This window comes from Stenotrophomonas sp. AN71 (assembly GCF_050435725.1).
GTDB lineage: Bacteria > Pseudomonadota > Gammaproteobacteria > Xanthomonadales > Xanthomonadaceae > Stenotrophomonas.
This window is the reverse complement of record NZ_JBNDKU010000001.1, coordinates 318,685-345,107: the sequence shown is the minus strand read 5'-3', so window position 1 is coordinate 345,107 and position 26,423 is coordinate 318,685. Positions and strand designations below refer to the sequence as shown.

Genomic DNA, 26,423 nt, shown 5'->3' with positions numbered 1-26,423 from the left:
ATGCTCTCGCGATTGATTGAATTCTCGCTGCGGCAGCGGGTGCTGGTGCTGCTGCTGTCGGCCGCGATCGCGGTCGCCGGCGCGATGGCCTTCCTGAAGCTGCCGATCGACGCCTACCCGGACATCTCGCCAACCCAGGTCAAGCTGATCCTGAAGGCACCGGGCATGACGCCGGAGGAGGTCGAGGCACGGGTGATCACGCCGTTGGAAATGGAACTGCTGGGGGTGCCACGCGGCACGCTGCTGCGCTCTACCGCCAAGTACGCCATCGCCGATATCACCATCGATTTCGCCGAGGGCACCGACATCTACTGGGCGCGCCAGCAGGTGGCAGAGCGCTTCGGCAACGTCTCCGCAGATCTGCCGCCCGACGTCAATGGTGGCCTCGCACCGATCTCCACCCCACTGTCTGACGTGTACATGTTCACCCTGGAGGGCGGCGGCCTGGACCTGGCTGAAAAACGCTCGCTGATGGACTGGACGCTGCGTCCTGCGCTGCGCACGCTGCCCGGCGTGGCCGACGTCAACGTGCTGGGTGGGTATGCGCACAGCGTGGTGGTGGTGCCCGACCGGGCCCGGTTGGCCTCGGCCGGCCTGGACTTCCGTGACCTGGTGGAGGCGCTGGAACGCAACAACCGCAATGACGGTGCCGGCCGCCTCGATGCCGGCGAAGAAGCGTTGATCGTGCGCATCGAAGGGGCACTGCGGACGCTGGAGGATGTGGCTGCGGTGGTGGTGAAGCCAGGCCTGCCGCCGGTGCGCATCGGCGACGTGGCCCAGGTACGCGCCGAAGCCCGCACGCGCTACGGCGCGGTGTCGCGCGATGGGCAGGGTGAGGCCGTGCAGGGCATCGTGGTCGCCCTGCGTGGCGCCGATGCGTCGGCACTGGTGCGTGCCATCCGCAGCAAGCTTGACTCGCTGGCGCCCAGCCTGCCACCCGGGGTGCGCATCGTACCGTTCTATGACCGCAGCTCATTGATCACCCGCGCCGTGAGCACGGTGCAGAACGCACTACTGGAGGCGACAGTGCTGGTCGTGGTGTTGCTGCTGGCCTTCCTCGGTGGCCTGCGCCCGGCACTGGTGGTCGCGCTGATGCTGCCGTTCGCTGCACTGGGCACATTCCTGCTGATGCGCCTGACCGGCATGAGCGCGAACCTGATGAGCCTGGGCGGCCTGGCCATTGCCATCGGCATCCTGGTGGATGCAGCGGTGGTGGTGGTGGAGAACGTGGTCAGCCGGCTGGACCCGGATGGGCCGGGTGCGCGGTTGCCGCGCCTGCACCGCGTGTTCGTGGCGACCCGCGAAGTCGCCACGCCGGTGGCCTCCGGCATCCTGATCATCTGCCTGACGTTCATGCCCCTGCTGACCCTGGAGGGATTGGAGGGAAAGATGTTCGCGCCGGTCGCCTTGACCATCGTGTTCGCGCTGGCGTCGTCGCTGCTGCTTTCGCTAACGCTGGTGCCGGTGCTGTCCTCGCTGCTGCTGAAGGAACAGGCCCATCATGAACCCTGGTTGATGCGGCAGATCCTGCGCGGCTACACGCCGTTGCTGGCCATCGTGCTGCGTCGGCCGGCCCTGGCCTATGGCCTTGCGGCAGCAGCACTGCTGCTGGGCGCCGGCGGCTACCTGGTCACCGGCAAGACTTTCATGCCGTCGATGGATGAGGGCGACCTGCTGCTGCAGGTGCAGAAGCCGGCCTCGATCAACCTGGAGCGATCCCAGGCCATCGATGGTGCCATCGAGCGCGCGTTGATCGCCGGCCTTCCGGAAATCCGTCATGTGGTCACGCGGGTGGGTTCTGATGAACTCGGACTCGACCCGATGGGGCTGAACGAAAGCGACCTGTTCATTGAACTGGCACCGCGTGACAGCTGGCGCGTGGCCAACAAGGAATGGCTGATCAGCGAGGTGCGTTCGATCATGCAAGCCTTCCCCGGCGTCGAGTACGGCTTCACCCAGCCGATCGAAATGCGCGTTGCCGAGATGCTCACCGGCAGCCGCGGCGATCTGGCGATCAAGATCTTCGGCCCGGACCTGGAGGTGCTGGCCTCCTTGGCGCAGCGGACCCAGGCAACGCTGGAAAGCGTTTCCGGTGCCGAGGATGTGCTGACCCAGGCCGCCGATGACGTGGCTTACCTTCAGGTGAAGGTCGATCCGCTGGCCGCCGGCCGCGCCGGGTTGGCTGTGACCGATGTGCAGGACGAACTGCGCGCGCAGGTGGAAGGTGTCTCGGCCGGCCAGATCATCGAGCCAGATCGCCGGATTCCGCTGCTGGTGCGTGGCGATGGCGAAGTGCGCGGTTCGGTGCAGCGCTTCGGCCTGCAATCGTTGTCGACACCGGGCCAGGGCAGCATTCCATTGACCGCCCTGGCCCGCGTAGCGCAGACCAGTGGCCCGGTGATGGTGCGTCGCGAGGCCGGCTCGCGCTACGTGCTGTTGCAGGCCAACGTCAACGGACGCGACCTGGTCGGCTTCGTGGAAGAGGCGCGCGCCGCCGTCGAACGTGATGTTCCGCTGCCGCCTGGCTACAGCATGCAATGGGGCGGCCAGTTCGAGAACCAGCAACGTGCTGCAGCGCGCCTGGGCGTGGTGGTGCCGGCAGCGGTCGCGCTGATCTTCGTCGTGCTGTTCATGACCTTCGGCTCGGTGCGCCAGGCCGCGTTGATCCTGGGCAACGTGCCGTTCGCGATGGTCGGCGGAGTGTTGGCGCTGTGGTTGTCCGGGCAGTACCTGTCGGTGCCGGCCTCGGTCGGCTTCATCGCCCTGATGGGCATCGCCGTGCTCAACGGACTGGTGCTGGTCTCCTGCTTCAACCAGCTGCATGCACTGGGCCATTCCATGGACTACGTGGTGCGCGAAGGCGCGCTGCGCCGCCTGCGCCCGGTGATGATGACCGCGACCATTGCCGCCTTCGGGCTGGTGCCACTGCTGCTGGCCACCGGCCCCGGTTCGGAGATCCAGCGCCCGCTGGCCATCGTGGTGATCGGTGGGCTGGTGACCTCCACCGCGCTCACCCTGCTGCTTCTTCCCCTGCTCTACCAGCGCTACGGCCAGCCAGCCGCTACGCGCGAGGTGTCCCCATGACTGAACTCGTCCGTTTCAACCTGGTGTTTCCACCCACATTGGAAGATGCCATCACCGAATGCCTGATTGCCGCGCCGGGCATGCCAGGTTTCACCCTGCTGCACGCGGAAGGCCACACCAGTGACTTCAGCGCTGCCCAGGTACCAGAGCAGGTGCGTGGCCGGGTCGAGCGCCGCGTGCTCTGGATGGTGCTGCCTTCCACGCGGGTGGGCGAACTGCTGGTGGCGCTGCGCAACGAGGTGGCCTCCGGCGATGCACGTTGGTGGACCGAACCGGTGCTGGGCATGGGGAGGCTGGCATGAAGCGGCTTCACCCTGCACTGATGACGCTGGCCCTGTTGCTGCCCGCAAGCGGCACCGTCGCCGCTGCCGATGACCTGCCCTCATCCGGGATCGTGCGTTTGGCCGTGCAAGGTCATCCACAGCTTCTGGCGGCGCGTGCCGAGCATGAGGCCAGCGGTCATGGCGCCGAGGCCGTGCAGCGTGGACCGTATGAGTTCCAGGCCAGCGTCACGCCGCAGCAGAGGCGCACCGAAGCCGATGGAAACTTCAACGAATGGGAGGCCCAGCTTGGCCGCAGCGTGCGGCTGCCGGGCAAGGCCCGTCTGGACCAGCAGATCGCCACGCAGATGCGCGACGTCGCCGACCGCACGCAGCGTGGCGTGCAGCTGGCCGTGGGGGAATCACTGCTGGACAGCTGGATGCGATGGTTGGACGCGGAACAAGTGCTGCGATTGACCGAGGCCCAGCAGCAGCTGCTGGCGCGCGAGCGCGATGCAGCGCGGCAGATGCATGACAAGGGTGCATTGTCCACGCTGGATCTGGACCTGATTGACGCCGATCTGGCCTCGGCCGCCGCGCGCCTGATCGGCGCGCAGGCGGATGCGGCACAGGCGCGCCAACGGCTGCGCCGTCAGTTTCCGCAGCTGCCGCTGCCCGAGCGTGCGCCGCAGGTGGCGGAGCCACAACCACTGCCGGCCGACCACACGGCACTGTCCGCGCATCTGATCGACACCAGCGCAGCGCTGGCGGTGGCCCGTGGCAAGGCCACCGAACAGTCGCTGCTGGCGGACCGGGCACGCGCCGAACGCCGCCCCGATCCGACCGTGGGCGTGCGTTGGCTGCGTGAAGGCCGCGACCCCGAGAACGCCTTGGGCCTGGTGATCAGCGTGCCGTTCAGTGGTGGCTACCGGCGCGCCCAGGCCCAGCAGGCAGCAGCGCAGGAAGCGGCCTCGCACGCACACGCTCAGGGCATCGAGCGCGAGGTACAGCTGGAGGTGTGGAATGCGCTGCACCAGGGGCAGGCGTTACAGGACCGCTGGCGCGCTGAGCGCAATGCGTTGACGGCGCACCGCTCCGCGGCCGAACGCAGCCGCCGTGCCTGGGAGCTGGGCGAGCTGGGCATGAGCCAGTACCTGCTGGCCGAACGGGCGTTGCTCGATCGCCAGCTGGCCGAGCAGCAGGCACGCACGCAGGCCGCCACGGCCGTGCGGATGCTGCAGCTGCGGGCCGGCCAGCTCTGGAGCGACGCGCTGCTGCCATGACCGGCAAGCCAGTCCCGGCGATAATGGGCAGGCCTGTTGCTCCCAAGGAGTTGTTGATGCCCCCGTTTCCCTTCGATGCCGTGCTGTTCGACTGCGACGGCGTACTGGTTGATTCCGAGCCGCTGGTGGCCCGCGTGCTCTCGGAAATGCTGACCGAGCGCGGCTGGCCGCTGACACCGGCGCAGGCCGGCGAGGTTTTCCTCGGCCAGTCGGTAGCCCATCTGGCCGGATTGATCGAGGAACGCACCGGGAAGCCGTTCACCGAAGCGTGGCTGGAGGCGTTCCGCCAGCAGCGCAACATCGCACTGGAGCGCGACCTGGAGGCAATCCAGGGCGCGCCGGAGGCGGTGCGTGCGATCGCGGTGGCCACCGGCGGCCGTATCGCCTGTGCGTCCGGTGCCGACCTGCACAAGGTCCAGCTGCAGCTGGGCAAGGTCGGCATTCTCGATGCCTTCAGCGGGCACGTGTACAGCGGCCAGGATCAGCCGAACACCAAGCCACATCCGGATGTATACCTGGCCGCGGCCGCGGCGCTGGGCGTTGATCCGAAGCGCTGCGCCGTGATTGAAGACACCGTGACCGGTGCCACAGCCGGTGTGGCTGCCGGTGCCACGGTATTTGGTTTCAGCGAGGGCGGCCCGCACCACAGCACCCCGGAGGCACTGCGCGCTGCCGGTGCCCACGTCATTTTCCAACGCATGGAGCAGCTGCCTGAGCTGCTGGCCGCCTATGCGGCCGACGCTGTGGCGTGATGCGGCATCGTCCCGCAGCGCGCTGGGGGACGCCCCGCCTTTGCTCAGGAGCGCGCCTGGATCATCTTCCAGCCATTGCCGGACGGGTCACGGAATCCCGCATCCACCGCGCCATACCGCTCGACCGGCTCCTGGGTGAACTCCACACCCTGGGCCTGCCATTGCACGTAACAGGCCTGGCAGTCATCCACCGCCAGCACCAGCGGCGGCATCGCGCCCTTGGCCACCAGTTGCTGCAGCGCCTGTGCCGTCGCGGCGTCGTGGCTTGGGGGGCCGGGTACGAACAGGCCCAGCTGGATGCCGTCCGGGCCGGGGCTGCGCACCGTCAACCAGCGATAGCTGCCATTGCGAACGTCGGTGTGCACTTCAAAGCCCAGCGTGCCAACGTAGAAGTCGAGTGCTTCGTCCTGGTCGCGTACATACAGGCCGACCGTAGTCACGGTATTCGTCATGGGACCTCCCTCAGGTGGAGCCCACGTTAGCGCCTGCCTGACGCCGCCGCTTCTCCAAAACTGCGATGTTCAGATCGGGGCGCTGCGCAGCGCGGGCGTGGCATTCGGGTACGGGGCCGGCGCTTGCCGGGCCGGCCCGCTCCCGCAGTCGCACGTTGCCCGGGGTGTCACCGGTGATGTCACGGAAGATCCGCCCGAAGGTACCCAGGCTGGCCCAGCCTGTCTGCGCGGCAATCTCGGTAACTGGCAGGTCGGTCTCGCGCAGCAGCGCCACCGCCCGCTCGATGCGACGGCTGAGCAGGTATCGATGTGGCGGAAGGCCGAACGCCTGCTTGAACGAGCGCGCGAAATGCGCAGGTGACACCGCGCTGACCTCGGCCAGACGAGTGACCGGCCAGTCTTCATGGCTGGCGCGGTCCATCCGGTCCTTGGCACGCAGCAGGCGCCGCAGCAGTTCAGGGCTCTGGTTCATCGCATGTGCGGTGCTGGCAGGTTCGGGGCCCCAGCCTGGACGCGGGGCTGCTGCCGCGTCAAGCCGCTACGGCTCATCGCTGCGCGGGCAGCTCCAACCGGTGCTTGCGGCACAGCCGGTACACCGTCACCCGCGAGATCTGCATCTGCCGTGCGCACTCGGATACGTTGTAGCCGGTCTGGCGCAGGGTCTGCAACAGCACATCGCGCTCGGCCTGGCCGCGCGCATCGTGCAGCATCGCGCTGGGCAGCGTATGCACCGGCTCGCCCAGCTCCAGATCGCGTTCGTTGATCAGTTCGCCCTCAGCCATGATCGCGGCACGCTGCACCCGGTTGAGCAGCTCACGCACATTGCCGGGCCAGCTGAAACGTCGCATCGCCTGTAGTGCGGCCGGCGCGAAACCGCGCGCGCGCACTGTATGGCGCAAGCGGAAACAGCGCAGGAAGTGCTCGGCCAACAACTGCACATCGGCACCGCGCTCGCGCAGTGGCGGCATCGGCAGCCGCAGCACGTTGAGGCGATAGTACAGGTCGCTGCGGAACCGCCCCTGTGCCACGGCGTGTTCCAGTTCCACGTGGGTCGCCGCCAACACCCGCACATCGGCACGCAGCGCCTGGCTGCTGCCGACGCGTTCGAAGGTGCCTTCCTGCAGCACGCGCAGCAGGCTGGTCTGCGCCTCCGCCGGCAGGTCGCCCACTTCATCGAGGAAGACGGTGCCGCCATGGGCGGACTCGAACACACCGATCTGGCGCCTGTCAGCGCCGGTGAACGAGCCGCGCTCGTGCCCGAACAACTCCGATTGCACCAGGTTGGCCGGAATCGCACCACAGTTCACCGCGATGAACGGCTTGCCCGCCCGTCCGGAAAGTGCATGCAGTGCATGCGCGGCCAGCTCCTTGCCGGTCCCGGTCTCACCGGTGACCAGCACCGGCAACTCCACTGGCGCGAACTTGTGCAGCACGGTACGTACAGCGTGCAACGCCGGGCTTTCGCCAATCAACGCACGTGGTCCCTGCCCCGCACAGCTGTCGTTGGCAGGGGCCTCCTCCGGATCGAACTGCTGACGCATGGCGCTGACCAGATCCTGCAGACCGAACGGCAATGTGAATCGCCCAAGGCAGCGCTGAAGCAATGGCAGCCATGCCACCGGCGTACCTGCCGCGCCCGGTGGCAGCACGGCCAGCCATGGCAGATGCTGGTGCTGCTCCACCCACGGGGCGAGCAGCTGCAACGCTGCCGCATCCAGGTGACGAAGATCGAGCACGGCCAGCAGTCGATCGCGCCCGCGCAGGCCGATGGCCATGGCGGGATCGGGATGGATGCTGCGCACGTACCAACCTGCGGCCGCAAGCGCACTGCGCTCGCCCGCCGACGGCTGGCCAAACCAGAGTACGCAACGCGACGTAGAAGCTTCCGGGACCGCTGCCATGCTTCCCCCAGCATCCGGACACCGTCGGCGGACTGTCAGGCAATCACCGGCGTGCCGCCCCCCGCCGGGACCTCTACGGCCACCCGAGCGGCCTTTGTTGGGCGGATCCTAGCGCTTCGCTAAACGGCGACGCAATGAGCGCCGCGTCAAGGAAATTCCCGACTGAAGCGGCACCGTTGCAGTTCTCGTCTCCCCCTGTAACAGCCGTGCGACAGTCCCCCGGCTGCCTTGCCCTGCGCTGCCTGCGGCTGCGCAATCCCAACATTTCCGCGATGCGGCTGTAACATCCCGGCGCCATCCCGTCCCGGGCGGCATCGGCAAGGCGTTGGCCAGCGGGCGGTTTCCGGTTGGCACGGTTGATGCGTGGTTCCGCCGCACCCATCGCGGGAGTTCGGCATGGACAGCACCACCCTGTATCGCGGACTGGCCCCAGCACTGGCCCTGGCCCTGCTGTCGACGTCCCTGCCCGCGGCCGCATCCGGCGCCCGCCAGGGCGTGAAGGCACAACCGGGCGAGATCGTCCTGTTGCGGGATGTCTCCGCGCGGCCGGCCTATCGCATGGCACCGCCGGGAATGGCGCTGATCGCCGACCCGAAGCCGCAGCGCGAGGTGGCTGCCGCACTGGGTAGTGGAGGTGGGCCGTCCGGCATGGACGAGCTCAGCGAAGAAGACTACGCCGGCATGGGCGCCGGTCGGGCGGGCGCTATCACTGCACCGGGTGGCACCACGGTTGAACGCGTGACCCAGCAGGCACTGGGCGGCACGCTGGGCCGCGATGGCAATGGATCGATGGGCAGCAGCCTGGGAACGACCCTGGGCGGCCCGCTCGGCGCAGTCGGCAACACCACCCGTGGCATCGGCGATACCGTGCGCGGCGCGCTGGCCCAGTTCCCCCTGCAGGGCCCGGCCCCGGCAGGTGGCAAGTGAGGCGCCTGTGCTGGCTGTTGCTGTTGCCTGGCATGGCGCCGATGGCGGTAATGGCCGATGACTACAGCGGCATGCTCGCCTACCTGGACGTGACCCGCATCGAGGGGCGCGCACTGGCGGGTGCCAACGGCGCCATCGCGGTGAACCAGGCCGCCGGTGATCTCAATCTGCAGGGCAATCTGCGCGGCATCGCGCATGGCGAGCACGCAGATGTGTCGATCAATGCCCAGCAGCTGCAGCGTGGCAATCGGGTGCTGTCGGCTCCCCTGCAGGCATCGGCACTCATCGGCGGCGACGCGCTGGCCGGTGCCAGCGGCATCGCTTCCATCAACCAGGCCAGCGGTATCGCCAACACGACGCTCAACGTCGTCAGCGCGACGCTGGCCCGACAGGGCATACGCGAAACCGACGACTCGGCCTTGGCCGCCGAAGGTTCCGCGTTGGCAGGGGGGCGGGACGACGCCAGTCGCGGCGTTGCGACGGGTACCCGCAGCGCCGGTGTAGCCAGCACCGCACTGCGGGGATTCGACGGGGTCCTGCAACTCAATCAGATCGCGGGCAGCGGCAACGACACGGCCAATGTGCTGGGCCTGGCCGTGCAGGACCGCCCGTGACAACCACCCAACCGATGCACCACCTGATGAGAGAGAGGGCACCATGAAAGCGACCGTCAAACGGACCATGCTCGCCATGGCGATTGCCACTGCCTCGACCGCCGCTGCGGCCAATGGCTGGGACAACCAGAACGCCAACGCGAACATCAACCACAACCATACCGTCAGCGAAACCCGCAACGACACCCACAACCACACCGACAACGACGTACGCAACCGCACCGTCAACGTCAATGTGCAGAAGCACAGCACCATCCAGGCCGACGAGCGCAAGGAAAAGAACAACCACGGCGTCGACGTGAACCTTGAAAAGGATCTGCGGCTGAGCACCGACGTCAACTTTTCGGGTGATCCCAGCATCAGCGGCGACATCAACCTGGATTCGGCCGCCATTGCAGTGATCGACAACCGCCAGTCGATCAGCAACAACGCCACCAGCAACAGCCTGGTCACCAACAGCGCTTCCATCGGCGACAACGTCGGTGCCGGCGCTTCGGGCAACCTCGGCTTCAACGTGGTCTCCGGTGACAACAACGCGCAGGACAACGCCGCCTCGCTGTCCGCGGCCGACGCCTCCTTCAGCTTCGGCATGGCCGACGCGGAGGTGTTCGTCAACCAGGCCGGATTCGGCAATGCCACCATGAATTCCGGCGTCACCAACGCCGCTGGCCTTGGCGGCAACGCGTTCGGCGGCGCGTCGGGCAACATCGGCGTGAACATCGCCTCGGGCAACAACAACGAGCAGAAGAACGCGCTCGCCGCCTCGGTTGCGACCACGGCAGTGGCACAGTCGAGCATCAGCTCCAACCAGGTCTCCACCGGCAACACGGTCAGCAACGCCGGCTTCGTACAGTCCTACACCGACACCGTGCAGGTGGGCATGCACGGCGGCGTCAGCGGCCTGACCCTGGGCTATGGTGCCGGCACCTATCGCGGCACCGGCAACGCCTACCAGATGGCGAACTACTACCTGGATACCTGGAACGGCGCACTGCCGCATCCGGGTGGCAACAGCACCGGCCACATCGATCTGGACAACGAGATCCAGAACGCAACGATGAATCCCAACCGGCCGGGGGTAGGCGGCCTGGGCTTCGACACGCGTGAGAGTGGCACCAGCCAGTTCGTCGAACTGGGTGTGGCCGACCTGTACGCCAGCCTCAGCGGCACCGTCAGCACCACGCGCTGGGTGAACGTCAACGCCACCAACACCGCAGCGTTGTCCGGCAGTGCCTTCTCCGGCGCCTCCGGCAACATCGGCGTGAACGTGGCGGCCGGCACCGGCAACCTGCAGGCCAACAGCCTGGCCCTGGCCGTCGCGCAGCCACGTACCGGCGGTGGTGGCAGCGGCGAGTAAGCGCAACACCCCGGCCGTCCGCCAACGGCCGGGTCCCCGGGAGCTCCTGTTCCTCCTCCCCCTTGGAACAGGGGCTCCCCCCTGCTGTGGGAGACCGTGATGAGCCGCTGCCCCCTTTGGATGCGCCTGATGCCCTGCCTATGGTTGGCGGGCCTGGCACCGGCATGGGCCGGTGATGTGCGCTTCAGCGGCGTGCTGCCCAACGGCGCCCTGCTGCAGCAGAAGGTGGAGAGCATGCAGGAGCGGCGCTATCGCAACGTGGTACGCCAGCACACCGACTACAGCTGCGGTGCCGCCGCGCTGGCGACCATCCTGCGCCACGCCTACCACCTGGATACCGACGAGACCACGGTGATCGCGGGAATGATGGGGGTCTCCGATCCGGCACTGGTGGCCGAGCGCGGCTTCTCGCTGCTGGACATCAAGCGCTATGTGGAATCGCTGGGCATGCGCGGCCGTGGCTATCGTATCGACGAGACCCGCCTGCGCACGCTGCGGGTGCCCGGGCTAGTGCTGATGGACGTGCGCGGCTTTCGCCACTTCGTGGTGCTCAAACAGGTCCGCGACGGCTTCGTCGAGGTGGCCGACCCGATTCTCGGCAACCGCAGCCTGGCGTTGCCCGAGTTCCTCGCGGCCTGGCCATCACGCGCGGTATTCGTGGTGATCGGCAGTGATTTCGATCGCAATACGGTCCTGCTGCAACCCAGCGAACGGCCCAGTGCACGCGCGCTCTACGCGCGGCAGGGGCCGATCACCGATGCGGAACTGGTCGACTTCGGCTTCAGCCACGCCGATCTGTTCTGAAGGAGGTACTGACATGCTTCGCCAACGATGGTGGATGCTCCTGCTGCTGGTCACCCCTGCCCTGCCTCTGCTGGCGGCGGAGGCGGCGCCGGGTCGCGGCCTGAAGGAGATCCCGGACCCGGAACTGAGCCTGATGCGCGGCCGCTACACCGTGGGCGGCAACAACGTCGCCTGGTTCGGAGTGACGATGCTCTCGCAGTGGCAGGCCGGCAATGGCGCCACCCTGCAGGGTGCGCTGAGTCTGGGCATGGACTTTCGCAGCGGTGGCGCGCCGAAATTGACTTTCCAGCCGAGCGTGCACGTCACCCCCGCCGATGCACCGCTGCCCGATACCAGCGGACGCCGCATCGACAGCTCGGGCCTGGCCAATGCCAGCGGGCTGGTGCAGAGCGTGCAGATTGCCGGTGATGGCAATGCCGCCCGCAATGCCACCACCCTGACCGTACGCAATGGTGATGTGCCTGCGTTGACCGCAGACGGCGCGCACTCCGCTACGGCACAGCAATCGGGGGCCAGCGCAAGCGCTGTGCTCGATGGCAACCAGGCACGACTGACGCTGCAGGTGGATGGGCAGGGCCTGGTACAGCAATGGATCCGCAATGGCAGCGTCGGCCAGGGCATCGCCTTGGCCGGTGACGGCCAGATCGCCAGCAACCAGCTGCGGCTGGAGCTGGTACGCAGCGCCATGGGCGGCAACCTGCCATTGAGCCAGAACGTGGCACAGGCGATTGCGCTGAACCGCGGCATGGGGCCGGGCCAGTAGCACGGCACGGCATTGGGGGACGCGCTCCACAACGCAGGACACGACCATGCACACCCTTCTGAGGATCACCCCGCTGGCGCTGGCGGCGCTGGCGGGCACCGCACTTGCCGCCCCGCCGGCAGACGATGGCGCCGACGTACAGGCGCTGGCCAGCCAGCTGGAACAACTGAAGTCGAACTACGCGCAGGAGGTGCGGCGGCTGCGCGAACTGGACATGCAGGTGCAGGCGATGCAGGCGCGATTGAGTGGCCGCATCGGCACAGTGGCATCATCCGCCGCCGTCGAGCAGGGTTTGACATCACAGACGCCGGCTGGATCCGCCCCACCGACCGGCGACGGCTATGCCAGCAGTGCCGCCGAAGCACAGCAGGCCAAGCAGGAATCACGTCGCAGCGTGGATGACGTGAAGCAACAGCAGTCGGCACTGTTCTCGCGCCGCTTCACTGTCGAGAGCAGCCTGACGTACGCACGCTATGACCGCAAGCAGCTCACCCTCAACGGGTTCCTCGCACTGGATGCGATCTTCCTCGGCAATATCGCCATCGAAAACGTCGAGTCCGATTCGCTGACCTACAACCTGGCCGCCCGCTGGGGGGTGAGCCCCAACTTGACCCTGAACCTGGATGTGCCCTACCTGGCCCGGCGCACGGTGTACCAGAAGGGCGGCGCAGGCGGCGCGGCCGCCGCCATCGCGCAGGAACAGACCAACGGCAATGGCCTGGGCGATATCGGCCTGAGTGCGAACTACCGCATCTTCAGCGAACGGGGCTGGCGACCGGAGACCGTACTCACGGCAGGCGTGACCGCACCCACCGGGCGTGCGCCCTACGGTCTGGACTGGAAGGTGATCGAGCGCGACAACGATGACTACATCCGCTTCGCCGTGCCCAGCGAGCAGCCCACCGGCAACGGCGTGTGGCAGGCCAACCTGGGTGTGTCGGTGGTGAAGACCGCCGACCCGGCCATCCTGTTCGCCAACCTCGGCTACGTGCACTCGTTCCCGCGCAGCTTCGGCGACATCGGCAGCAACCCGGACACGGTCAACCCGGGCGAGGTGAAACTCGGCGGTTCGGTCTACTTCGGTGCGGGCGTGGCGTTCGCCTTCAACGAGCGCACCAGCCTGAGCCTGTCCTTCAGCGACCGCATCAGCGCCCGCGCCTCCACCCGCTTCCAGGGTGGACAGTGGATGAAGGTGATCGGCAGCGACGCCAACGCAGCGTCACTGAATCTGGGCGTGACCTATGCCCTGAACCAGCACACCACCCTTGTGACCCTGCTGGGCATCGGGCTGACCCCGGATGCGCCGGACTTCACCCTGGCGTTCAAGATTCCGTACATGCTCTAGCGCCGCTGGCACGGCGACGGCGCGGCCGCGGCCCGTCGTCGTCGATTCCGCCGCATCGGCGCAGATCCGCGCGATCACACCGCATTGCGCGTCGATTTGGCCGATTCCCGCAGTCTCCCCGTTTCTAGCATGCCCCTGAGCCGGCCATTCCCGGTCGTGCACTCATGCAGGGGCTTTCGCATGGCAATCATCACAGACGACAAGCGGCTTGGCTGGATCGTCAGCACGCGCCCGAAGGTTCAGGGCATCGACATCGGCAAGGGCGGTGAAGCGCTCACCGACAATACGTATGGCATCGAAGTCGAGTTCTGCACGCATGACAGCGTCATTTTTGCATTCACCCATGTGGTCGCTGGCGGCTTCGACATCATCGGCACCGATCCGTGGAAGCTCGAATCCGATTCCGGGAACGTCTTCGAACTTGTCACGCCGCCGCTGCGTTTCGGGGCAATCGACGAAGCCTACGCGTTCAAGGACCAGCTTGTGGCGATGCTGCGCGCGTCAATACAGTCTGCGCAGACGCAGGGCGTCAACGCCATCACGCTCGACGACTGGACAAAGCAGTTCGCACCCAAGCTGGTCGAGCTGCTCAACGCCCACATCAACATGGGTCAACTGAAGCTTGAGCCGGTGGCACTCAAGGCCGTCGACTACTCCAGCTGGAAGGAGGTCGGCGAGGCGTTGAATGTTGGCAATGTTGACGATGGAATCAACATTCCCGCAGCGCTGCTGCGCCACAAGCTGTGCAGGACCGACTGGGACAGCTATACGCCGGGAATCATCCTCGCCCGCTGCAGCAAGTTCTGGTCAGAGGGATACGCCTCGCAGATGAATCTTCCGATGACGCTCAGCGGCTACTTCCTGTACATGATGTACAAGACCCATGACAAGACCTACTCACAGCATGTCCGCGAGCAGAATGAGCTGCACGGCGAGAAGGACGGACAGAAGATCACGGCCTGGTACTGGCGGCATGTACTGCTGCAAGCGTGGTGCCGGTACCAGCGTGCGCTGAAGCAGGAGCCGCCTGCGAGGAAGCTGTTCTCGCCTGACACCGTCGCCCGGTCCGCCCTGCTCTACCTGGTCGTCGGAAAACTGCTGACCGGCGCGCTGGCAGAGCTGGGAGAAGCGCCGCAACTGGCGCTGCAGCAGATGGCCTGGGACGCCGGCTCCACCCGCGCGATCGACGCCGACGAGCCGGAGGTGATCCACGGTGACTGGGCGTCCTACCACAGCGCGCTGAAGGACCTCACCGGCATCTGGCTGAAGGCCTCGCTGCTGGATGTGATGCGCACCCAGAACCTGCAGACCTACACCTGGGCCGTAACCGAACTGCCAGGCGTGCTGGGCAGGCCCGAAGTGTGGGAAGACGCGCTGCTGAACTGGAAAGGGATGGATCGCATCAAGGCGATGGGATCAACCCTCGAGTGGACCGACCTCGAAGACTTCGCCGAGCCCGCACGCAGGCGGGTGCTCTGCGAAAAGATCACCCAGGTTGCTGGCAGCCTGGCCGCGCGCCTGGAGCAGCTGGATCCGGACAAGCCGGGGCCACCGGATCTGCCTGACGAGAAAGAACGGCCGTTCCTCGACCGCCGCAACACACCGCCCTGGGAAGCCCGCTACGACACCCTGCTCCCTCCAATTCCGCCACGAGAGAACACGCGGAATGAGTTCACCTATCTGATCGAGCATCGCAATCACTGATCCGTCGCCTCGACCGTCCTGCGGCCGTCGCATCCGCCGCAGAAGGGACGACGCTGTTCCCAACAGGAGAAACGAAATGACCCAGGTCTACGCAACCCTTCGTTCGGACGATCAGTATCTGATCGCACGCAAGCAACTCACCAATGCCTGGTGGGGCGGCTATGCTGCGCCGGTGCTGGTGGCCGAAGCGGCATCCGCCCTGACTACGGTGGCAAACGTTGCGGCTGGCAGCGCCGTCAGCGCTGCGGCTGTCGCCGCCATCAACGCTTCGCTGGTCAACGCCTCGCTTGCAGCGACGTCTGCGTGGCCAGCGGCGGCTCCAGCAGATGGGGCCGCCACGCGGGCAGCCATTGACCTGGCGGTGGCTGCGGTCAACAACGCCGGCGTAGTCCTGGCACAGCTGCAGGGAGCGTTGCCGTCGGTGCTGGCCGCTGTGGACCGGGCCGCACGCATGGGTGCCAACCAGTGGGTCGCCGCTGGCGGAGTGATGACGCCCTGGGTCGCGCTTGCAGACGTGAACATCGCTGCCTGGCCGGACCCGGACCTGCAAGCGCTCGTGAACGCGGCACGGGACCGCATCGTGGGCTGGGCAGGCTCGCAGAATTCCCGCCTGGTCAACCAGGCCGGACAATGGGCATTGCCCGGGGGCCGCATGTCGGACTTGGAAACCGCTGAGAACGCGGCCCGGAGGGAGTTCCTGGAAGAAACCGGCGTCGCACTGGGGGCGGGCTACGTGATGGCGTTCCACACGCTCTTTCTGACCGCGCCGGGAGGTCTCGATTTCTACCTGGTCTGCTTTGACATGCCCGCCGGGCAGGACATCGCAGACCTGGTAGCAGGCATCAACGCCAATCTGATGGCCCGACCCGCCTGGCTCAATCGGCCGACTGCCGGCTCAGTTGTCGACTGGGAGCTGGACGCGGTCTGCACCGTGGCGCAGAACGAGCTGAGCAGCTACCTGGGCGCTTACCAGCCGGTCCGGATTCCAGACAATTTCCTTCCGGTCCCCGTGCCACCGCCGGTGACACAGGCGGCGATTGGGGCCTGGGAGCGCAGGCAGCGACGCTTTGCCGATTCCCAATCCATCGACTGGTACCTGCGGATGGCCCGCTATATCGAAGAACTGTAAGCGCGGGCGGTGCGATGCGGAAAAATCGATGGTCCGACAACGGCATCAGCCGCTTCGCAGCATCCTTCTTCACACCAGTTTCCCCGCATTCTCCGTCGATTCCACCAATCCGCCAACGGCGCTTCTTTCTACTCTGCATCCACGGTGAAGCACACGCAGTTCGGCACCACGCACCGTGACACTGGATACCACGCACTTCCACCTTTTCGCAGGAGCAGGACATGGCATTTCCAACCGCGGTAAACGACCAGATCACCGATTCAGTCACCCAGGCCAACACCAAGGTGCTCGGTGATGCCCCCGCAGTGGCCGTGGGCAACCTCTACCAGGCCACCGCGCAGGCGCTGGCCAATGCCGCCCACAACGCCACCAACGCCCAGCAGCAGTCCTACGTGACCGCGCAGTCGGCCACCACCATGGGCGTGGCCACGCTGTACTCGATCGATACCGCGACCACCGCCGTGGCGAGCAAGGAAATCCTCAGCACCCGCGTGCGCGGGCTGGGTTCCTGATCCGTCGTTCCGTAGTTGACCCGCCAACCCCAAGGAGCACCACATGGCATTTCCGACCGCTGTAAACGACCAGATCACCGATTCGGTCACCCAGGCCAACACCAAAGTGCTGGGCGACGCCCCGGCCGTGGCGATGGGCAACCTCTACCAGGCAACCGCGCAGGCGCTGGCCAATGCCGCCCACAACGCCACCAACGCCCAACAGCAGTCCTATGTGACGGCGCAGGCGGCCACCACGATGGGCGTGGCCACCCTGTACGCAATCGATACCGCCACCACCGGCGTGGCCACCAAGCAGATCCTCGGCGCGTGATGCGCCGGCAGGCAAGGAGCTGAGCCATGGCATTTCCAACGGCCGTCAACGACCAGATCACCGATTCGGTCACCCAGGCCAACCTGCAGGTGCTGGGCGTGGCGCCGGCCACGGCGATGGGCACGCTGTACCAGGCCACCGCGCAGGCGCTGGCCAATGCCGCCCACAACGCGACGCTCGCCCAGCAGCAGATGTATGTCACCGCCCAGGCGGCAACCACCATGGGCGTCGCCCTGCTCTATGCCGTCGATACCGGCGCCACCGGCGCCGCCACCCGGAAGATTCTCGGCTGAACCCACTAAGTGCCGGCAATCTCCGTTCCTGTAGTGCTGTCCATCCAAGGAGCATCCACCATGGCATTTCCCACCGCCGTCAACAGTCAGATCACCGACTCGGTTTCGCAGGTCAACACCAAGGTCCTCGGTGATGCGCCGGCGATCGCAATGGGCAACCTGTTCGTGGCCACCAGCCAGGCGCTGTCCAACGCCGCGCACAACGCCACCAACAACCAGCAGCAGTCCTACGTGACCATGCAGGCGTCGACCACCCAGGGGGTGTCCACGCTGTATGCGATCGACACCGCCTCCAATGGCGTGGCCACCCGCGAAATCCTGGGCCTGCGCTGACGTGTCGGCCCGGCGTGACGTCCACAACCGCGCCCCCGCTTATTGTGGCGTCACGTCGGGCCCCTGATCGATGCCCGCCTCGCCCGCCATCGGCTACCTGCTTGAGGCCGCCAGCGCCGGGTCGGGACTGGCGATCGCCCTTGCACCATCGTTCGCGATGTCGGCCACCTATCTGGCAATGGCCGACAGCCTCGGCCTGGCCATGCAGAACGCGGTCGCCAACCAGCAACGTGGCCAGGTCACCGCCGGCGCAAGCCTGGCCCAGGTCCTGGCCTTGATCATCCAGAAGGGAGCCGTTCCGTCATGAGCAGTGATAACACCGTCAACAGCCAGATCGTCGACAGCGTCAGCGCCGCCTCCACCCTGTTGGTAGGCCAGGCGCCCGCGCAGGCCTTCGGCATGCTGGACATGGTGATGCTGGAGACCCTGGGCACGGCCATGCACAACGCGGTCGCCCGCCAACAGGGCGCCGGCATGGTCAGCAACGCAGCAGTCACAGCGGCCTGCGCGAAGATGATCAACGCGCCGTGGCCGGTACCGCCGCCTGCTCCGGAACCCCCTCCGCCGCCACCGCCGCAGGTCATACCCCTGCCTGGCCCGGTGCCGGCGCCCCCTTCGCCGGCGGCGGTGATCGCCGCGGCCACCGCAGAAGGAAAGACCGCCATCAGCGTCCTGCAGGCACAGACCCATGGTGCCACTGCCGATGCTGCGGCCGCCAACGCCAGCCTGCACACGCTCGAGCAGCTTGCAGGCAATGGCGCGGCGCCCGCGCCCGGTCCTGCGCCCGACTCCACGCCCGGTCCGGAACCGGCAGCGGGTCCCGTCCAGGATCCCGCGCCAGACTCCCCTTCCCCCCCGACCGCCGGTACTGACGCCACGGCGTGACACCGCGTCGGCCACATCCGGCCGCACCCGCCCATCAAGGAGCCCGTATGGACCCGAGCAACGTCAACGCCCAGGTCATCGATGTGATCAACCAGGTGCAGACAGCCACCATGGCCACGACCGTGGTGAAGACCAGCGGGGCCGGCAAGGCCTACCAGTCGGTGGCGCAGTCTGCGGCGATCGCCGTGCAGGACGCCGCCGACGCGCTGCGCAACGTCTCCACCATCGCCACCACGGCCGCCGGTGTGGCCATGGCCCAATACCTGGCGACCGGGGACGAAAAGTATGCGAGGGTACTGACCCAGGCGCAGACCATGATGCAGGGGGCCACCGACGACTTCACCCGCGTCGGCAGTGCGGCTGCGACCGTCCTCAAGGATTTTCCGGCCACGTGAGGCCACCAGGAGAACCACGCATGAGCGTTTTCATCAACGGTCGTTCCATCCCCCACCGGGATCAGCTCAGTTCACAGTGCAGGCGTGCCCTTCAGTTCATCGACGGCGGCCGTGATTGGCTGCACTGGGCCTTTGATTCGCATGAGCACCTCTACGCCTTCAGCGACGAAGGCGCGATGCTGGATGGGGTGCAGCAGGGCCTGCACGGTTCACGCATGACCTGGTTGCCACGCATCGGGCTGCAGATCGGCCCGGTCAAGCTGCTCAGCCTCAGCAACAACGACCTCGATGCCCTGCACCAGGTGGAACTTGGAGAGGGCGGCCACCTGGCGAGCAGCGAAGCGCACGGCGTGCTGGCCAAGCACCGGCTGCTGACCAATGCCGAACTGGGTGCATTCCGCCCGTTCCTGGCCTCGGTCGGTGCGGCTGACGCTCCGCTGCTGCAGCAACTGGACTTCCGCGAATCGCTGGCGCTCCACCAGTTGGCCGTTGAGCAGGGAGCGTCTGCCGCAGACAGCGGCGAGCGGGCCGAGGCTGCCAGCTTCGCACTGCTGCACGCCCGCAGGCCCATCGAATTTGCTGATTACTTCCGTTTCTACCAGCGAATGAGTACGGCCGGTGGCAGCAGCGAACAACGCCTGAAGCGCGCAACCGGCGTCCTGCAGACGCTGCTGCCGAAACTGTTCGGCTTCCTGGACGGTCCGCAGCTGCCACAGCTGCCGTCGCCGGCACAGGTGCGCGAGGCGATTGCCGCAAGCCTGGCCGCAAACCGGCAGGTCGGCTACGCCCGGATCTCGCTGGCCGCCCAGCAGGTCGCGCTGTGCTTCGACAACGAATCCGGCCTGCCACTGGAAGATGACCGGCTGCGCGAGGCCGTGCGGCGGCAACTGCGCGGCGCACAGGCATTCCTCAACGACCATCCGGTCTCCCGTGGCGAGCTGGGCCAGGATGGCGCCAGTATTCTGTTCGCCATTGACGGTTCCCGGGAACAGGCCCGGATACAGGTGGAGGACAACGTCATCACGCTGCAGGACTACCGTCGCGTCCGCCGCTACCTGGACGATGAAGCGCAGGTGGGCTACCCGGCGGATGCGGTGTGAGCCCGCCCGCGGTGCCTGCCGGCGATGGCGTACTGGCCGCGACGGAGGCCCTTGCTTCGGCGGCCGGCGCAGCCGTGGCCGCCGGGCGCCTGGCAGCACGGCAACAGGCGCAGACGATCCTGGCCGATGCCCAGGCGGCATTGCGCCACATCCTGGACGGGCGCAGCCAGCGCCCCCCATCCCCAGCCCCAGAAGGAGTTCCTGAAATGACCTTCCCGACCCCGCTCCCCACGCCCGGCCGACCCGGCGGCAAGACCCCGATGGAAATCGCCCAGGAGCTGGCCGAAGCCGCGATGGCCGCCAGCGAAGAAGGCATCCGTGCGGCGATGGCGGTTTCGCAACAGGCGATGGAAGCCGCCAATGAAGCCGCTAGACGGGCCGAGCTGGCCGCCGAAGAGGCGGTGCGCCAGGCAGCCGAAGCGAACGCCAGATAGCGCCCGCCGCGGCGATGACACCCCCGGCCAGGCGTGTGCCTGCGCCGGGGTTTTTTATTGCTCCGGTACGCGGCGATAGCTACGCGGGCTGACCCCGACCACGCGGCGGAAACTCTTCTCGAAGTGGCTCAGGTCACCGAAGCCGACCTGCAGCGCAACATCGGTGATGCGCAGGCGCTGCCCGCCGCGCAGCAGCTGCTTGGCATGCTCGATGCGCAGCTGCTGCAGCAACAGTTTGAAGGTGGTGCCCAGCTCGCTGCGGAACAGGAAACCCAGGTGCGACTGGCTGACATGCGCCTGGCGGGCCAGGTCGCCCAACGTCACCGGTTCGGCGGCATGGTCCTTCAGGTAGGCCAGTGCGCGCTTGAGTCCATCGTGCAGGCCCTCATGTGCGACCACCGGTGCCATTACGACCGTTTCACCGTCGTTTGCTGGCGGCGCGTCGGCAACAGCGTCGCGGCCTGCATCGACACCTGCCTCCGCATCGGCGGGAGCACCGACGATCATCAGTCCCGGCGCATGTCGCAGCACATCCTCACGACGGATGCTGTGGCCGCCGGTCATCACCGCCAGCCGCACCACCACGCGCTCCATTTCCAGCAGGTTGCCCGGCCAGTCATGGCTGCGCAGCGCCTCCAGCACATCCTCGCTGATCACCTGGGGATTGAAGCCGTGCATCTGCAGCGAGCGCGCCACCAGTGCGCCGATGTCCTCGGTGCGCTCGCGCAGGGGTGGGATATCCACGGTCAGAAATTCGAGACCGGCCAGCAGCGCCCGCGAGAACAAGCGGTCACGTACCCGTTGCTCCAGGTCGGCGCTGGTGGAGGCCACGACCCGGATGGCCTGTGCCCCGCCCGTCTCGAGCGGGGCGGCCTGCAGGCCGCGGATGCAATGCGAGAGCTGTCCCTGCAGCGCCACCGGCAGCTCATCGACTTCATGGAAGTACAGGGTGCCGCCACGGGCACGGTGGAACCAGGCGGAAGGTTCTTCCTGCGGATGGGCACAGTTCACCTCGATGAAGGGGCCCCGCCGCAACGGGCCGCAGCTGTGCAGCGCGGCGGCCAGTTCCATCTTCTCGGTACCGAATTCACCACGCAACAGCACCGGCAGCGAACTGGCGGCAGCGCGCTCGACGAACTCTTCCAGGCGCTTCAGTGCATCGCAGGCGCCGACCAGCAGCAGTGGTCGGCTCAGCGCCTGCTCAGCCCAGGCCTGCGCCTCGTAGCGCTTGATCAGGTGCGCGCAACGGTGCGCGAACACCTCACCCAGAGCCAGCGCGCTGCTGTCCAGCCGCCCGGCCTGGCCTTCCAGCTGCAGCTCGCCCAGCACTTCGCCGCCATAGCGGATCGGCAGGCGCTGGCGTGTGCCTGCCCGTTGCTCTGATGCCGCCAGGGGCTGCTCCGGCTGGCCAGCTCCGGGCCCGCGCAGCTCGACGCGCCCCCCGCGCAATGCGTGGTGTTGCGAGAACTCCTTCACGAACGCGCCCAGCAGGTCGGGCAAGGACTGGTGGGGCAGATAGGCGCGCTGCAACATCTCACTGACTTGCCTGTGCATTGAAACTCCCCTTTCGAATGGCAACCCGGTGCCGTTGCACCAGGCGATCGCGCAATGGGTACCGTGCGGCTTCATTGCGTGATGCTGCGACGCCCTCGCCGCGCTTCGCGCCAGCCGCAGGACACGCAGATGAACGTGCACGCTGTCCGCCCCCATGCCCCCAGGGGGTTGCCGTCGGTAGGTCGACGATGCGGACGTCGGACGGATCCTGGGCCGTCGAATGCAGACACGCTCGTTCGGCCCGGGATTATCGAAAGTGAGTTTCATGAAAATCGTGATGATAATCACGTGAATATCGTGGATTATCTTTGCCGGTGGCGTAATCCAGGGCGGCGCCGGCGCGCACGCCCTGCCCGCCCCTTGCCGGCCGCCGATCTACGGCATGATGGCTGCCTTGCCACGATCGGGAGCCTGACATGCGCTTGGGATTCATCGGCCTGGGCGTGATGGGAACGCCGATGGCCGGCCATCTGGCGCAGGCCGGACACAGCGTGCTGGGCTGGTCCCGCTCCGGTCGCAATCATGCCGCAGCACGAACCTCCGGGGTGCAGACCTGCGCGCAACTGCAGGACGTATTCGCTGCGTGCGAAACGGTGGTCCTGATGTTGGCCAATGACGAGGCGATCGACAGCGTACTGGAACGCAACACCACAGCCTTCGCCGACCGTGTCCGTAGCCACCTGGTGATCAACATGGGCACCAGCTCGGCCGGGTATTCGCAGGCCCTCGGCGAGCAGATCCGCGCGGCCGGCGGGCGTTATGTGGAGGCGCCGGTCTCCGGCTCGCGGGTCCAGGCAGAATCCGCGCAACTGGTCATCCTGCTGGCCGGCGACGATGCCGATGTCGCACAGGCGTCACGCCTGCTTGCACCACTGGGCCGGCAGTGCGTGGCGTGCGGCCAGGTGCCATCGGCGCTGCGCATGAAACTGGCGGTGAACCTGTACCTGATCACACTGGTGACCGCACTGGGCGAAGCGGTGCACTTCGCCGAGAGCCACGGCATTGCTCTGGAGCGCTTCGCCGAAGTACTCAATGCCGGACCGATGGCCAGCGAGGTGTCACGGATCAAGCTGGACAAGATGATCCGGCAGGACTTCGCCGTGCAGGCATCGATCACCGATGTACTGAAGAACAGCGGGCTGGTGGCCGCTGCCGCGCGGGGTGCAGGCATGCCGGCACCCATGATCGACGCCAGCGACACACTGTTCGCGCAGGCACAGCAGATGGGGCTGGGCGGGCTGGACATGGCAGCCGTGCTGCTGGCGATCCGCGCCGGGCCGGCGGCTACCGGCGACGTCTGATCCGGATTCATCTTCCGGCACCACAGCGGTCCCCGCCCACTGCTATATTCAGTCCCGCTTGGCAGGCATGGTGCCTGCCCTCGAATCACAGGGAGTTGGTCATGGGTCTGGTACAGGCGGTGAAGGGTGCGGTGGGCGGTGTGCTGGCCGACCAGTGGAAGGACTTCTACACCGTGCCAACGGGTCTGCCGTCAACCGCTGCCCTGTTCGCGGCAGTGCCGCGCGGCACCAATGCCGGCCGCGGGTCCAACACCAGCGGCTCGTCCAACATCATCACCAACGGCTCGAAGATCGTGGTGCCGGAAGGCTACGGCCTGCTGCTGTTCCAGGACGGCGCGATCACCGCGTTCGTCGCTGAAGCCGGCGGCTACGAGTGGCGTTCGGATGATCTGAACTCGCAGTCGATCTTCGCCGGCGACGGTCTGGTCAGCACCTTCATCAAGCAGAGCTGGGAACGCTTCAAGTTCGGCGGCCAGCCGGGCTCGCAGCAGGCGGCCTACTTCGTGTCGCTGAAGGAACTGCCGGACAACCGCTTCGGTACCCAGTCGGAAATCTACTGGGACGACGGCTTCCTCAATACCCAGGTGGGCGCGGTCACCCGCGGTTCCTACACGCTGAAGATCGTCGACCCGATCCTGTTCGTGAAGAACTTCGTTCCGGCCAGCTACCTGCAGCCGGGCCAGGTGTTCGACTTCACCGATCTGGACAACGCAGCCGCCAGCCAGCTGTTCAATGAAGTGGTCGGCTCGCTGGCCCCGGCCTTCAGCCTGTATACGAACGACCCAGGCAAGGGCAACCGCATCACCAAGCTGCAGCAGGATTCGATCGGCTTCGCGCAGAGCCTGTCGGCCGCGGTCGAGCAGGCCTACCAGTGGCAGAGCGACCGCGGCCTGGCCATCGTCAAGACCGCCATCGTCTCCATCGAGTACGACGCCAACACCCGCGAACTGCTGAAGACGGTGCAGCGCGCTGACGCACTGTCCGGTGCGCGCGGCAATTCCAATCTGCAGGCCAGCGTCGCCCAGGGCATCCAGTCGGCTGGCGAGAATGGCGGCGCGGCGGGCCTGGTTGGCGTCGGTATGGCTTCGGGCATGTTCGGCGTGGGTGGCATGCAGCAGCCGGTTGCCCCGGCCGCGGACGATCCGGTGGCCAAGTTGAAGAAGGCCAAGGAGATGCTGGACCTGGGCCTGATCACCCAGGGCGACTATGACGCCCTGAAAGCCAAGGCACTGGGCCTGTAACAGCAGGACGCACAACCCATGTCCGATCCCCGAAACGGCCCACCGCCGCTGCCCGGATCCGCGCCCGCGACGCCGCCGCCCTTGCCGGCGGCGTCGTTGAATGGGCCGGGTTCGCCGCAGGACGTTCCTCCCCTGCCCGGCAGCTTCCCGCTGGACACCTCCACGCTGCCACAGGCCATCCGCGATGAAGTGGAAGCCCCCGATCCTGTGGCCATCGACACCTCGGCCAGCGAGCTGAAGGACGGCCTCAACCGCTGCCCGAAATGCGGCGCCACCGACATCCGCCCCAAGGCGGGCACCGATATCCTGGTCTGCCTGTACTGCCGGCACGAATGGCACGGCGCGCGGGTCGAGGAAGAGTTCGGGCTGGGCGAGGCCATCGACCAGCTGCGCGGCACCTTCATTGCCTCCGGTGCACGTGACATCGATGCCGACACCTCGGCGCTGATGACCTTCAAGTGCACCGGCTGCGGCGCCGAAGTCACGGTGAACACCGAAAGCACGATGACCGCACGCTGCCACTGGTGCCGCCACGTCTTCGGCGTCAACGAGCAGATCGCCAACGGCGCGGTGCCCGATGCCGTGCTGCCTTTCCATATAAGGAAAGATGATGCGGTCGCGCGTATCCGCCAATTCGTCGACAAGCGCCGCATGTTCGCGCTGAAGGCGTTCAAGGACCAGTTCACGCCGGAGAATGTCGTCGGCGTGTTCCTGCCCTACATGATCGTCGACAGCAATGTCAGCGCGGCAGTGGCCGGCAAGGGCGAGATCCAGACCCGGCAGTACACGGTGGGCAGCGAGAAGAACAAGCGCACCCTGTACGACGCCGACGTGTACCAGATCGAACGCCAGGTGGACTTTACCGTCGACGACCTGCCGCTGGAATCCTCGGCCGAACGTGGCAACCTGGATACCCGCGCCAACACCAACAACATCATCAACACCATTCTGCCGTTCGATACCAAGAACGCGGTGAAGTGGAACGCCTCCTACCTGGCCGGCTTCACTTCGGAGAAGCGCAACCTGGACGTGGAAAAGCTGCGGCCGCGGCTGGAAGACCAGCTGCTGTCGATCGCGCGCTCGCAGGTGGAAGGTTCGGTGAAGCGCTACAACCGCGGCGTGCGTTGGGAGCAGGAGCAGCTGGAGGTGCATGGCACCCGCTGGGTGTCGATGTATCTGCCGGTGTGGCTGTACTCGTACCACCAGCCCGGAAAGAATGGCGGCATGCTGCACTACATCGCCGTGAACGGCCGTACCGGCGAAACCATGGGCAGCGTGCCCGTACAGCAATGGAAGATGCTGCTGGCGGCACTGGCCACCGGCACCGTCATTGAAGCCCTCGCAATTGCATTCCTGGTGGCATCGACATGAGCGACGACAGTGGCCTCTGGCTGTTGGCGGCAGGTCCGGCCGGCGCAACCGCGCTGTACTGGGCGCTGTACCGCTATTACCGCAACACCGACAAATCGCACTCGTTCGAGTACGAGACCGACATCGAGGCCAAGCCGGTCACCGGCTCGGACCAGCAGGTGGGCAGGGTCACCGGCACCGAGGACAAGCGCATCCGCGGTGACAACGTGTACGAGTACAGAAAGCGGGTGGTACGGGTGAGGCCCGAAGGGGACTGAAGCCAGGCGAAGCGCGCTCCTTTCCGCTCAGCGGATGCCCCGGCAGAGTTAGGATGCCG

At 66.7% G+C, this 26,423-nt stretch carries 29 protein-coding genes; 25 read left to right on the top strand and 4 right to left on the bottom strand.

The genetic code is table 11. From position 1 onward, the window contains the following. Genes ABH900_RS01515 through ABH900_RS01500 form a run of 4 tightly spaced genes read left to right on the top strand, consistent with a single transcriptional unit; the run spans window position 1 to window position 5,379 of the window. The gene (locus ABH900_RS01515) at window positions 1–3,084 is read left to right on the top strand and encodes an efflux RND transporter permease subunit (protein WP_429620624.1); all 3,084 of its coding nucleotides are present in this window, start codon (window positions 1–3) and stop codon (window positions 3,082–3,084) included. Continuing rightward, window positions 3,081–3,386: a DUF3240 family protein gene (locus ABH900_RS01510; protein ID WP_429620622.1), complete on the top strand. Its 306-nt coding sequence runs from the start codon at window positions 3,081–3,083 to the stop codon at window positions 3,384–3,386. Before ABH900_RS01515 ends, ABH900_RS01510 begins: the two co-directional genes overlap by 4 nt. After that, the gene (locus ABH900_RS01505) at window positions 3,383–4,627 is read left to right on the top strand and encodes a TolC family protein (RefSeq protein ID WP_429620620.1); all 1,245 of its coding nucleotides are present in this window, start codon (window positions 3,383–3,385) and stop codon (window positions 4,625–4,627) included. The genes ABH900_RS01510 and ABH900_RS01505 overlap by 4 nt, the downstream gene beginning before the upstream one ends. Window positions 4,628–4,683: 56 nt before the next feature. Continuing rightward, window positions 4,684–5,379 (top strand): HAD family hydrolase, encoded by a 696-nt coding sequence (locus ABH900_RS01500; RefSeq protein WP_429620618.1) that lies wholly within the window; start codon window positions 4,684–4,686, stop codon window positions 5,377–5,379. A 44-nt stretch (window positions 5,380–5,423) separates the two neighbouring features. On the opposite strand, the gene ABH900_RS01495 is transcribed toward ABH900_RS01500, so the two are convergent. The 3 genes from ABH900_RS01495 to ABH900_RS01485 form a co-directional block, all read right to left on the bottom strand. Next, a complete protein-coding gene (locus ABH900_RS01495) occupies window positions 5,424–5,831 on the bottom strand; it encodes a VOC family protein (RefSeq protein ID WP_429620616.1) in 408 nt (135 codons plus the stop codon). 10 nt (window positions 5,832–5,841) lie between these two features. Further along, window positions 5,842–6,303, bottom strand: coding sequence for a helix-turn-helix domain-containing protein (locus tag ABH900_RS01490; protein WP_429620614.1), 462 nt, complete (start codon window positions 6,301–6,303; stop codon window positions 5,842–5,844). Between the two features lie 73 nt (window positions 6,304–6,376). Continuing rightward, window positions 6,377–7,732 (bottom strand): sigma-54 interaction domain-containing protein, encoded by a 1,356-nt coding sequence (locus ABH900_RS01485; protein WP_429620612.1) that lies wholly within the window; start codon window positions 7,730–7,732, stop codon window positions 6,377–6,379. Window positions 7,733–8,128: 396 nt separating this feature from the next. Between ABH900_RS01485 and ABH900_RS01480 the strand changes: the two genes are divergently transcribed. The 17 genes from ABH900_RS01480 (at window position 8,129) to ABH900_RS01400 (ending at window position 20,640) form a co-directional block, all read left to right on the top strand. After that, window positions 8,129–8,659, top strand: a complete 531-nt coding sequence (locus ABH900_RS01480; protein ID WP_429620609.1) for a hypothetical protein — start codon at window positions 8,129–8,131, stop codon at window positions 8,657–8,659. A 32-nt stretch (window positions 8,660–8,691) separates the two neighbouring features. After that, a complete protein-coding gene (locus ABH900_RS01475) occupies window positions 8,692–9,273 on the top strand; it encodes a hypothetical protein (RefSeq protein WP_429621395.1) in 582 nt (193 codons plus the stop codon). A gap of 43 nt (window positions 9,274–9,316) precedes the next feature. Then, window positions 9,317–10,630, top strand: coding sequence for an adhesin (locus ABH900_RS01470; RefSeq protein WP_429620607.1), 1,314 nt, complete (start codon window positions 9,317–9,319; stop codon window positions 10,628–10,630). A 99-nt stretch (window positions 10,631–10,729) separates the two neighbouring features. Continuing rightward, window positions 10,730–11,434, top strand: coding sequence for a C39 family peptidase (locus ABH900_RS01465; RefSeq protein ID WP_429620605.1), 705 nt, complete (start codon window positions 10,730–10,732; stop codon window positions 11,432–11,434). A 13-nt stretch (window positions 11,435–11,447) separates the two neighbouring features. Next, window positions 11,448–12,197, top strand: a complete 750-nt coding sequence (locus tag ABH900_RS01460; protein ID WP_429620603.1) for a hypothetical protein — start codon at window positions 11,448–11,450, stop codon at window positions 12,195–12,197. 46 nt (window positions 12,198–12,243) lie between these two features. After that, window positions 12,244–13,542, top strand: a complete 1,299-nt coding sequence (locus ABH900_RS01455) for a transporter (RefSeq protein ID WP_429620601.1) — start codon at window positions 12,244–12,246, stop codon at window positions 13,540–13,542. 180 nt (window positions 13,543–13,722) lie between these two features. Then, window positions 13,723–15,246, top strand: coding sequence for a hypothetical protein (locus ABH900_RS01450; protein ID WP_429620599.1), 1,524 nt, complete (start codon window positions 13,723–13,725; stop codon window positions 15,244–15,246). A gap of 76 nt (window positions 15,247–15,322) precedes the next feature. Next, window positions 15,323–16,375, top strand: a complete 1,053-nt coding sequence (locus ABH900_RS01445; protein WP_429620597.1) for an NUDIX domain-containing protein — start codon at window positions 15,323–15,325, stop codon at window positions 16,373–16,375. A 221-nt stretch (window positions 16,376–16,596) separates the two neighbouring features. Continuing rightward, complete coding sequence (locus tag ABH900_RS01440; RefSeq protein ID WP_005416648.1) at window positions 16,597–16,887, top strand: RebB family R body protein; 291 nt, start codon at window positions 16,597–16,599, stop codon at window positions 16,885–16,887. A 43-nt stretch (window positions 16,888–16,930) separates the two neighbouring features. Then, entirely contained in the window at window positions 16,931–17,200 is a 270-nt protein-coding gene (locus tag ABH900_RS01435; protein WP_429620595.1) for a RebB family R body protein, read from the top strand. Window positions 17,201–17,226: 26 nt separating this feature from the next. Beyond that, entirely contained in the window at window positions 17,227–17,493 is a 267-nt protein-coding gene (locus ABH900_RS01430) for a RebB family R body protein (protein WP_429620593.1), read from the top strand. A 60-nt stretch (window positions 17,494–17,553) separates the two neighbouring features. Next, window positions 17,554–17,826 carry a RebB family R body protein gene (locus ABH900_RS01425; protein WP_005416651.1) on the top strand — a complete coding sequence of 91 codons (273 nt, stop codon included), beginning with the start codon at window positions 17,554–17,556 and terminating at the stop codon, window positions 17,824–17,826. A 70-nt stretch (window positions 17,827–17,896) separates the two neighbouring features. Continuing rightward, window positions 17,897–18,133: a RebB family R body protein gene (locus ABH900_RS01420; RefSeq protein ID WP_429620591.1), complete on the top strand. Its 237-nt coding sequence runs from the start codon at window positions 17,897–17,899 to the stop codon at window positions 18,131–18,133. Beyond that, window positions 18,130–18,711, top strand: a complete 582-nt coding sequence (locus ABH900_RS01415; protein WP_429620590.1) for a RebB family R body protein — start codon at window positions 18,130–18,132, stop codon at window positions 18,709–18,711. The genes ABH900_RS01420 and ABH900_RS01415 overlap by 4 nt, the downstream gene beginning before the upstream one ends. Window positions 18,712–18,758: 47 nt before the next feature. Continuing rightward, a complete protein-coding gene (locus ABH900_RS01410) occupies window positions 18,759–19,106 on the top strand; it encodes a hypothetical protein (RefSeq protein ID WP_099551024.1) in 348 nt (115 codons plus the stop codon). 20 nt (window positions 19,107–19,126) lie between these two features. After that, the gene (locus ABH900_RS01405; protein ID WP_429620589.1) at window positions 19,127–20,206 is read left to right on the top strand and encodes a hypothetical protein; all 1,080 of its coding nucleotides are present in this window, start codon (window positions 19,127–19,129) and stop codon (window positions 20,204–20,206) included. Next, complete coding sequence (locus ABH900_RS01400) at window positions 20,203–20,640, top strand: hypothetical protein (protein ID WP_429620588.1); 438 nt, start codon at window positions 20,203–20,205, stop codon at window positions 20,638–20,640. Before ABH900_RS01405 ends, ABH900_RS01400 begins: the two co-directional genes overlap by 4 nt. A gap of 54 nt (window positions 20,641–20,694) precedes the next feature. Here ABH900_RS01400 and ABH900_RS01395 read toward each other — a convergent pair whose 3' ends face one another. Next, window positions 20,695–22,194 (bottom strand): helix-turn-helix domain-containing protein, encoded by a 1,500-nt coding sequence (locus ABH900_RS01395; RefSeq protein WP_429620587.1) that lies wholly within the window; start codon window positions 22,192–22,194, stop codon window positions 20,695–20,697. A 416-nt stretch (window positions 22,195–22,610) separates the two neighbouring features. Here ABH900_RS01395 and ABH900_RS01390 point away from each other — a divergent pair, with 416 nt between their 5' ends. The 4 genes from ABH900_RS01390 (at window position 22,611) to ABH900_RS01375 (ending at window position 26,364) form a co-directional block, all read left to right on the top strand. After that, window positions 22,611–23,495 carry an NAD(P)-dependent oxidoreductase gene (locus ABH900_RS01390; protein WP_429620585.1) on the top strand — a complete coding sequence of 295 codons (885 nt, stop codon included), beginning with the start codon at window positions 22,611–22,613 and terminating at the stop codon, window positions 23,493–23,495. 101 nt (window positions 23,496–23,596) lie between these two features. Continuing rightward, window positions 23,597–24,736, top strand: coding sequence for an SPFH domain-containing protein (locus tag ABH900_RS01385; RefSeq protein ID WP_429620583.1), 1,140 nt, complete (start codon window positions 23,597–23,599; stop codon window positions 24,734–24,736). 18 nt (window positions 24,737–24,754) lie between these two features. Beyond that, window positions 24,755–26,107, top strand: coding sequence for a TFIIB-type zinc ribbon-containing protein (locus tag ABH900_RS01380; RefSeq protein WP_429620581.1), 1,353 nt, complete (start codon window positions 24,755–24,757; stop codon window positions 26,105–26,107). Further along, the gene (locus tag ABH900_RS01375; RefSeq protein WP_429620578.1) at window positions 26,104–26,364 is read left to right on the top strand and encodes a hypothetical protein; all 261 of its coding nucleotides are present in this window, start codon (window positions 26,104–26,106) and stop codon (window positions 26,362–26,364) included. Before ABH900_RS01380 ends, ABH900_RS01375 begins: the two co-directional genes overlap by 4 nt. Window positions 26,365–26,423 lie beyond the last annotated feature (59 nt).